General features: G+C 71.9%; 6 protein-coding genes. 5 read left to right on the top strand and 1 reads right to left on the bottom strand.

Annotated features, from left to right (window positions below; genetic code table 11):
- The 5 genes from E7Z54_RS03375 to E7Z54_RS03355 form a co-directional block, all read left to right on the top strand.
- On the top strand, nucleotides 1-1204 hold a 1204-nt coding region (locus tag E7Z54_RS03375; protein ID WP_136431597.1), incomplete at its 5' end, for a DAK2 domain-containing protein.
- A 25-nt stretch (nucleotides 1205-1229) separates the two neighbouring features.
- Complete coding sequence (locus E7Z54_RS03370) at nucleotides 1230-3515, top strand: ATP-dependent DNA helicase RecG (protein ID WP_136431596.1); 2286 nt, start codon at nucleotides 1230-1232, stop codon at nucleotides 3513-3515.
- A gap of 6 nt (nucleotides 3516-3521) precedes the next feature.
- Nucleotides 3522-4094 carry a 16S rRNA (guanine(966)-N(2))-methyltransferase RsmD gene (gene rsmD, locus E7Z54_RS03365; protein ID WP_136431595.1) on the top strand — a complete coding sequence of 191 codons (573 nt, stop codon included), beginning with the start codon at nucleotides 3522-3524 and terminating at the stop codon, nucleotides 4092-4094.
- 39 nt (nucleotides 4095-4133) lie between these two features.
- Nucleotides 4134-4616, top strand: coding sequence for a pantetheine-phosphate adenylyltransferase (coaD, locus tag E7Z54_RS03360; protein WP_136431594.1), 483 nt, complete (start codon nucleotides 4134-4136; stop codon nucleotides 4614-4616).
- Between the two features lie 66 nt (nucleotides 4617-4682).
- Nucleotides 4683-5381 carry a class I SAM-dependent methyltransferase gene (locus E7Z54_RS03355; protein ID WP_136431593.1) on the top strand — a complete coding sequence of 233 codons (699 nt, stop codon included), beginning with the start codon at nucleotides 4683-4685 and terminating at the stop codon, nucleotides 5379-5381.
- On the opposite strand, the gene E7Z54_RS03350 is transcribed toward E7Z54_RS03355, so the two are convergent.
- Nucleotides 5368-8247: a YfhO family protein gene (locus E7Z54_RS03350; RefSeq protein WP_136431592.1), complete on the bottom strand. Its 2880-nt coding sequence runs from the start codon at nucleotides 8245-8247 to the stop codon at nucleotides 5368-5370. The two genes, E7Z54_RS03355 and E7Z54_RS03350, sit on opposite strands and share 14 nt — an antisense overlap.
- Between the last annotated feature and the right edge of the window lie 137 nt (nucleotides 8248-8384).

Genomic DNA, 8384 nt, shown 5'->3' with positions numbered 1-8384 from the left:
CGAGATCGCCAAGGACCCGGACCGCCGCAGCAGCGACGTGCTGGCCGGCGCGGCGGCGGCCGCTCGAGAGGCACTGGGCCGGACGCCCGAGCAGCTCGAGGTGCTGGCCCAGGCCGGCGTGGTGGACGCCGGTGGTCGCGGGCTGTCGGTGATCCTGGACGCCGCCGAGACCGTGCTCACCGGACGCCGGCCGGTCCCGGTGACCGCGCCGCTCGGCAGCCACCACATACCCGTGCCGCACGTCCCCGCCGCGGGCGACCTCAGCGCCGACGGGCCGTCCTACGAGGTGATGTATCTCCTCGACACCACCGATGACGCCGTCAGGCGGCTGCGGGTCCGCCTCGGCGAGCTGGGGGACTCCGTCGTCGTGGTCGGCGGCGATGACCTCTGGAACGTCCACGTCCACACCGACGACGTCGGCTCCGCGATCGAGGCGGGCCTGGAGATCGGTCGTCCACACCGGATCCGGGTCACCCACTTCGCCGAGCAGATCGAGCGTCAGGTGGCTGCCGCGCCGTCGCTGCCGATCCTCGCCGGGCGGCGGGTGATCGCCGTCGCGGCCGGCCCGGGACTGGCCCGCCTCTTCGCGGAGGCCGGCGCCGAGGTGGTCGAGGGTGGACCGGGACGGCGACCGTCGACCGGCCAGCTCCTCGCGGCGATCACTGCGTGCGGCGGTCGGGAGGTCGTCGTACTGCCCAACGACGAGAACAGCGTCCGCGCGGCCATGGCCGCAGCAGGTACGGCGGAGGCCGACCACGGCTCCCGCGGGCTCCGGGTGGCAGTGATCCCGACCCAGACCCAGGTGCAGGGGCTGGCGGCGCTCGCGGTGCATGAGCCGGGTCGGTCGTTCGACCAGGACGTGACCGAGATGACCGCCACCGCCCGTCACGTCCGGCACGGGGCGGTGACCATCGCGGCGCGGAAGGCGATGACCAGCGGCGGGCCGTGCGAGCCTGGAGACGCGCTCGGCGTGATCGCCGGTGACTTCGCGGTCGTGGGCGAGGAGCTGGGCGAGGTCGCGGTCGTCGTGCTCGATCGGCTGCTGGCCGCCGGCGGCGAGCTGGTGACCATCGTCAGTGGACAGGACGGGGCCGAGCTCGCCCGGCGCGCGGAGGCATGGGTCGAGGAGCACCATCCGCATGTCGACGTCGTGGTGTACGACGGTGGCCAGGAGCGGTACCCGCTCCTGATGTCGGTCGAGTGAGGCACACACGGAGCGGAGGTGGCACGTGACGATCACCCTTGCGTCCCCGCTGACCACTGTCCTGGGCGCGACCAGCCCGGCGAAGCGCAAGAAGTTCGAGGACGGCCTCGGCATCCGCACGGTGGGCGACCTGTTGCGGCACTTCCCGCGGCGCTACCTGGAGACCGGATCGCTGACGAAGGTCGCCGACCTGCGCGTCGGTCAGATGCTCTGCGTGGTCGGCGAGATCACCGAGTGCCGGACCCTCACCTACAACGACCGACGCACCGGTCGCCCGGCCTACCGGGTCGAGGCGATGCTCCGCACCGGCGGCCCGAAGCTGAAGATGACGTTCTTCGCGAAGAACCAGGGCACGGCCGGCTGGCACGCGCGTCGGGTCGCGGAGGGCAACCGCGGCGTGTTCCTCGGGAAGGCGGACCGGTTCCGTGACCAGTGGCAGCTGGTCAACCCGCAGCTGACGATCTTCGGGATGGGGGACAGCGAGGACCCCGACGGAGCCCTCACCGAGGACATCGTCGAGCCGGGGGCGCTCTATCCGATCTACCCGCTGACCAAGGGCGTCCAGTCCTGGGACGTCGCCCGCGCGGTGCGGTTCGCCCGTGTCGTGGTCGAGGACATCCCGGAGCTGCTGCCGGCACCCGTCCGGGAGCGGTACGACGTCCTCGACGTCGACCGCGCCTACGAGTGGGTGCACCAGCCCGAGGACCGCGACCAGGTCACCCGGGCCCATCACCGGTTCCGGTTCGAGGAGGCGCTGATCACCCAGCTGGTGCTCGGGCGCCGCCGGCGCGCGATCCGGGAGCTCGGAGCGACCATCCGCACCGGCGGCGACGGCGCGCTCCTCAAGGCCTTCGACCAGCGGCTGCCCTTCGACCTGGCCCGGGGCCAGCGCGAGATCGGAGCGGGGATCGAGAAGGATCTGGCACAGCCGCACCCGATGAACCGGTTGCTGCAGGGTGAGGTCGGCTCAGGCAAGACCCTGGTCGCGCTGCGGGCGATGCTGCGTGTGGTCGACTCCGGCGGGCAGGCGGCGCTCCTCGCCCCGACCGAGGTGCTCGCCCAGCAGCACTACCGCTCGATCGTCGCCATGCTCGGCGAGCTCGCGATGGGCGGCACCATCTTCGGTTCGGGAGAGGGCACGCGGGTCGAGCTGCTGACGGGGTCGATGACCAAGACCCAGCGCACCGAGCCGCTGTCGCGGATCGCCAGCGGCGAGGCGGGGATCGTCATCGGCACGCACGCACTCCTCCAGGAGAACGTCTTCTTCGCCGACCTCGGGTTGGTGGTCGTCGATGAGCAGCACCGGTTCGGGGTCGAGCAGAGGGCCGCCCTCACCGACAAGGCACTGGTCCCGCCCCACCTGCTGGTGATGACGGCGACGCCGATCCCGCGGACCGTGGCCATGACGGTCTTCGGCGACCTCGAGACGTCCACCCTGACCGAGCTGCCCGCCGGACGGGCTCCGATCCAGACCAACCTGGTGCCGCTGGCGGAGCAGCCGGGCTGGATCACCCGGGTCTGGGAACGGGTTCGTGAGGAGGTCGGCAAGGGCCATCAGGTGTACGTCGTGTGCCCGCGGATCTCCGGTGACGTGGCCGAGGCGGGACAGATCGAGCCGGTGGACCGGCTGATCGGCGTCGACGAGGACGACCTCTTCGAGGTCTCCGAGGTCTCCGAGGTAATGCCGCCGCCGAGGGGCCCCGGGGCGGCCGTCGAGGAGGTCGTCGAACGGCTCGCGGACGGACCTCTCGCCGGCCTGCGCATCGGCCGGCTCCACGGGCGGCTGCCGGCCGACGAGAAGGACGCCACGATGCGTGCCTTCGCGGCCGGCGACCTCGACGTACTCGTCTCCACGACCGTGATCGAGGTGGGTGTCGACGTCGCGAACGCGACCACGATGGTGATCCTCGACGCGGAGCGGTTCGGCATCTCCCAACTCCACCAGCTGCGCGGCCGGGTCGGCCGCGGTGGGCACCACGGGCTCTGCCTGCTGGTCAGCCAGGCCGAGATCGGCTCACCGGCGCGCGAGCGGCTCGACGCCGTCGCCTCCACCACGGACGGCTTCCTGCTGAGCCGGATCGACCTCGAGCAGCGCCGCGAGGGCGACGTGCTCGGCGCGACGCAGGCAGGCCGCCGGTCCAGCCTCGAGAACCTCCGGGTACTGCGCGACGAGGACACCATCGTCGCGGCGCGTGAGGCGGCCGAGACCCTGCTGGACGCCGATCCGGACCTCGCCGACGCGCCGCCGCTGGCCGGCGCCGTCATCGCCCTCGAGGAGTCCCAGCGCGGCGACTTCGTGGACAAGAGCTAGCTCGAGATGACCCGGATCATCGCCGGCAGAGCCGGCGGACGACGCCTCGCGACGCCGAAGGGCGCCGCGACCCGCCCGACCAGCGACCGCGTCCGCGAGGCGCTGTTCTCGGCCATCGAGTCGTGGGCGGGCTCGCTGCACGGCCTGCGGGTCCTCGACCTGTACGCCGGCTCCGGCGCGGTCGGGCTCGAGGCATGGTCGCGCGGGGCCGAGGCGGTCACGTTCGTCGAGTCCGACAAGCGCACCGCCGATGTCGTCCGCGCGAACGCCCGTGAGATCGGCTGCGACGTGGCCGAGGTCCAGTCGCGAGCGGTCTCCGTCGCGCTGGCGGAGTCGCCGCGGACGCCGTACGACATCGTGTTCTCGGACCCGCCCTACCCGCTCGCGGACGCCAGCGTCGGGGGAGACCTGGAGCTGCTGGCGACGCGTGGCTGGCTGGCCCAGGACGCGCTGGTGATCGTCGAGCGGTCGTCCCGCAGCCCGGAGCCCGGCTGGCCGGCCGGCCTGGCGCCGCTGCCGGGCAAGCGTGGCCACAAGAAGTACGGCGAGACCGCGCTGTGGCTCGCGTCCCACGCCTGACGGTGGGGTGGCCGGAGGTATCCAATACGCTCACATGTCATGACGCGCGCGGTGTGCCCCGGCTCCTTCGACCCGGTGACCAACGGCCATCTGGACATCTTCCGGCGGGCGTCCGCGCTCTTCGACGAGCTGATCGTCGCAACGGGGACCAATGTCTCGAAGTCGCGGCTGTTCGACCCGGAGGACAGGCTGACGATGCTGCGCGAGGCATGCGCCGAGCTGCCGAACGTCACCGTGATGGGCTTCGAGGGCCTGATCGTCGACTTCTGCCGCGACGTCGGGGCCCAAGCGATCATCAAGGGGCTCCGCGGCGGCAACGACTACGAGTACGAGCTTCCGATGGCCCAGATGAACGCCCACCTGACCGGTGTCGAGACCGTGTTCGTGCCCACGACAGCCTCGCTGGGCTACGTGTCGTCCAGCCTGGTGAAGGAGGTCGCGATGCTCGGGGGCGACGTCTCCGCGTTCGTCCCGACCGCGGTCCTCGACCGGCTGAACGCCAAGCTCGCCGAGGGCAGCTAGAGTTTCGCCCGACCTGCCGCCCACCTCTGGAGTCTGATGTCCACGTCCGGTCGTTCCCCTCTCGCCATGGCCAAGCAGGCCTATGCCGGATCGATGAAGGCCCTCGGCGGCGGCCTCGCCCGCGCGGGACTGGACCGTGACGAGGCGCCGCCGGTCGGTCAGCGCTGGCGGCACTGGGCCCACAGCCTGACGAAGGTCTACGACTCGCTGGAGATGGCCAGGCTCGACGTGCCGTGGTGGACCTATGCCGCCATCGCCGAGGTCAGCAACTGGCTCTCCGCGCGCCCTCGGCCGATCCGCGTGTTCGAGTACGGCTCGGGTGCCTCGACGGTCTGGTTGGCGAAGAGGGCCGATGAGGTGCACAGCGTGGAGCACCACCGCGGGTTCGGCGAGATGATGTCTCCGGAGCTCACCAGGCTCGCCAACGTCTCGTTCCGCATCGTCGAGCCGGTCCCGAGCAGCGCCCCGGCGGTCGGCTCGCACAAGGAGGGCCACTCCGGCCTCGACTTCTCCGACTACGTCAACGCGATCGACGACGTCGCGGGCGAGTTCGACCTGATCGTGATCGACGGACGGGCCCGCGAGGCGTGCCTGCGCAAGGCGATGACCCGGCTGGCGCCGGACGGAATCGTCGTGTTCGACAACAGCCGCCGTCGCCGCTACCGCGCCGCGATCTCCGAATCCGGCATGTGTGAGCGAGTCCTGAGCGGCCTCACGCCCACGCTGCCCTACCCGGAGCGGACCTCGGTCCTCACCCTGCGCTGAGGTCCTCGACCCCCTCGTTCCCGAGCTCTCCGCCTTCGGGCTCCTGGGCCCGCTCGCCATCGGCCGTCGGATCTGCCCCGTCGTCCTGTGGGCGCCGCCGGGTCAGGATGTGCCATGCGCAGAGGACGAGGGCGACGAGGAGTGAGGCGGCGGTGAGGTAGCTGCCGGTGCGGAGCCCGGGGGCGTCGTAGTGCAGGACGAGGGTGTGCTCGCCTTGGTCGACGGTGACGGCGGCGAGTGCACGGTTGGCGTCGTGGATGGGGACCTGGCGGCCGTCGAGGGTGGCGGTCCATCCTGCGCGCGCGATGGAGTCGGCGAGTACGACGTGTCCGGGACCGTCGGCGTCGATGTGGAGCCGGATGGTCTCGGCTTGGTCCTCGACGATGTCGACGGTGGCGTGGCTGGGTGTGGTCTGTGGTGTGCCGTCGGCGAGCAGGACGGTGTCGTCCGGGATGCCGGCGGCGAGGAGTTCGAGCTGCTGGTCTGGGTCGCGGACGACCTGGCTGCGGCCGGCCCAGCGGATGCGTGGCAGGGCGGTGGACCGCTCATAGATGAGAGCACCCGCGCCGGCGAAGACCAGGTCCAGGCCGTCGTCGGTGGCGGGCGGCAGGATCGGGCTGCATTGGGCGGAGTCCTCGGCACCCCGTAGGACGACCGGCCGGCGGGCTCCGGTGACCCACACCTCGACGGTGGCCGTGCCCGTCCCGGCCACTCGCTCGCCGGGGACCCCGACGCTGATGGTGGTGCCCCGGCGGCGCGGGTTCAAGAGAGCGCGCTCACCCTCGAGGACACCATCGGACGTGGTGATCCTGGTGTGCAGGATGGTCGATCCGCGTCGCGCCGGGACGAACCGCTCGGCCAGCCGGAACTGCATGCCGCGCAGCGGGGTCGCCGCGATGGCGCAGGTCGCCCGGCCGACGTCGTCGATCCGCACCGTGCCCTGCGGTGCCTCGGCCGGCCAGGGTCCGCCCTCGCCCAGCGGCTCGCCGGGTCTGGTGGCCCAGTAGCGGACGGAGAGCTGGTCGAGCAGCGGCTCGTCGCCGATCCGCGAGGTGTCCAGCGATCCGGAGAACCGGCTGTAGGTCCGCGAGGACTGCACGTCCGGGTCGATCCTCGCCAGGATCGCCTTCCAGTCGGCGTCGGTGAACTCATGCCCCACGGGCGTGCGCAGGTGGTAGTAGTCCGAGGTCGCGGGGTAGCCCCATGCCTGTTGGCCCGCGTAGCGGTCGTGGCCGACGTTGTCCTGGAGGAACCGGTGTGCGGGGGTGAGGGGATAGAAGTCCTCGCGGTCGCTGAGCGGGAGCAGGGCGTGCGCGAACACGGTGCTCTGGCCGGCCACGAGGAGCGCCACGGCGGCGGGGCCTGCCAGTCGTAGTCGGCCCGGCAGGACCAGGATCGCCACGACTGCGATTGCGGCGAGGCCGGTGAGCACGAGCCCGACGGCTGTGCGGGTGAGGAACGGCCGCGAGTGTCCACCGGCCTGTGCCCAGTGGTACGCCTCGCGGAACGCTGGCACGAACAGGGCCACCGTTGCCCCGAGGACCAGGACACCGAGCACGATCCAGCGCCAGTCACGGCGGGGTGCGGGACCCGGGGTCCGGTTCTCCGCCCGACGCTGGAGCCGATCGAAGCCGAATCCGGCGAGGACCGCACCCAGGAAGCCGAAGACGGAGCTCAGCCGGGTGATCGTGTTGTGGTCGTAGCCGGGCAGCGACTGCAAAAGCGAAAGGGCCGGGCCGCCGACCCAGAGCAGCACCGTCGCCCAGACGAACAGGCCGGCCAGCAGCACGGGGGATCGCGGTCCGTCACCTGCGCGGCGAGTGACCAGGGTGAAGAGCACCAGCACGAGCGCACCGGCCCCGAGGAAGACGGTCGCCCCGATCGGGTTGCTGGGTCCGAAGGCCTCCCCGCCACGGCAGGCGCCGAGCGCCTCGGGGGCGATCACGGTCATGAGGTAGCCGGGGAACTGAGACCCGCCGGCGGGCCGGTCCTCGTAGCCGATCGCGGAGATGTTCTTGATGAACGGCACGATCTGGACCGCGGCGAGCCCGACGCCGAGCAGGACGCCGGCGCCGGCGCCGAGCCAGCCGGTCAGCGCGTGCCGCAGACGTCCCTGCTGGAGCGACCGGAGGCCGCGGACCAGGACGTAGACCGCGCCGAAGGTCAAGGAGAAGAGCGTGACGGCGGGGAACCCGCCGAGCAGCATGGCGGCGACCATGACGGCGACGAGCACGGTGTCGACCGGGCGGCGGTTGGACACGACGCGGTCGAGGGCCCAGAAGAGCAGCGGGATGAACGCCGCGACCCGGGTGTGTGGCCAGTTCGTCCACATGATCATGAAGCCGGACGTGAAGAAGACCAGGCCGGCGAGCATCCCGGCGCTGCGGCGCACGCCGAAGCGGCGCAGCAGCAGGGTCATCCCGACGATCACCACGACCAGCTCGCTCAGCTTCACGAAGGCCGGCGCCAGCCAGAGCGGGAGGACGAAGTACGGCCAGGAGAGCGGACTGAGCACCGCGTGGTTCGGCAGCGACGCGAGTGGCGCCCCTCCGACCTCGTACGGCGACCACGTGAGCAGGTTGCCGCTGAAGGCCGCGTCCCGGATGTTCGCGATCCCCGGCATGTAGAAGTCCACGGTGTCGGCACGGCACCGGATCGCATCGCCGGGGCCGCTCGACGCCTTGAAGGGCCAGATGCCGTTCAGCAGGCCGACGTCGAGGAGCGTCCCGCGTCCCAGCAGCGCCGGCCCGAGCACGACGCCGGTGAAGCCGATCAGGATCAGCAGCATCCCGATGGTCCACAGGCCGTCCCGCGCCGTCGCGTGGCGTAGGCGTGCCCGGATGCCGGCCCCCCCGTCGCTGCTCACGCTCCGCCCACCTCCGTGCCGGCCACCGGGCGCGGTGTCCGGCTGTGTCGCGCGACCAGGGATCCCGCGGCGGCGAGCAGCACGTCGGCGAGCAGGAGCAGCACGCGGGAGGCGAGGGCGACGCCGACGGCTGGCGT

This window comes from Nocardioides sp., assembly GCF_004803405.1.
GTDB lineage: Bacteria > Actinomycetota > Actinomycetes > Propionibacteriales > Nocardioidaceae > Nocardioides > Nocardioides vastitatis.
This window is presented reverse-complemented; position numbering and strand designations above follow the sequence as displayed.

Bases quoted from the DNA above. Each gene is read 5' to 3' on its own strand.
- coaD (WP_136431594.1), top strand. From the start codon at position 4,134: ATGACGCGCGCGGTGTGCCCCGGCTCCTTCGACCCGGTGACCAACGGC.
- E7Z54_RS03355 (WP_136431593.1), top strand. From the start codon at position 4,683: ATGGCCAAGCAGGCCTATGCCGGATCGATGAAGGCCCTCGGCGGCGGC.
- rsmD (WP_136431595.1), top strand. From the start codon at position 3,522: ATGACCCGGATCATCGCCGGCAGAGCCGGCGGACGACGCCTCGCGACG.